This is a genomic window from Salinimicrobium oceani (assembly GCF_012037645.1).
Window position 1 is genome coordinate 1 of the sequence record NZ_JAAVJR010000912.1, and the last position, 391, is coordinate 391.

1 pseudogene is annotated in these 391 nt (G+C 42.2%); it reads right to left on the bottom strand.

Annotated features, from left to right (window positions below):
- Positions 1–391, bottom strand: a pseudogene (locus tag HC175_RS20025) (hypothetical protein); the annotation flags it as partial.

The following is a 391-nucleotide window of genomic DNA, read 5'->3' on the forward strand; positions in this document are numbered from 1 at the left end:
GTTCTATGGCTGTTAGTTCCTCATCCTGTTCGATCTTAAAGTGCTTGTAAGGCGCAGTTTTGAATCTGTCAAAGTAAATCTCAAAACCATTCTCTTCCAGTTGTTTTTTAGCCAGAGCACGCATAAAATGTAGAGAGGATCCATGATAGGAAATCCTGCGGTTTTTAAGATATTTCTTTCCTGGTGTATCATGCAGGTTTCTAAAGAAACTGGTTCCCTGATAGGTTACCATTTGCACATAAGTAAGGCCGCTGTTGCCCTGGTCATAAAGAGCTTCAAAGGAATCAAGGCTATAGGTGATCTCATAACCCAGGTGGCGGTTTATTATTTGCAGAGGTTCCCGGGAATAGGCGGTAAGGATTTTTCTTGAAGGGCTGTATCTTAGCTCCAG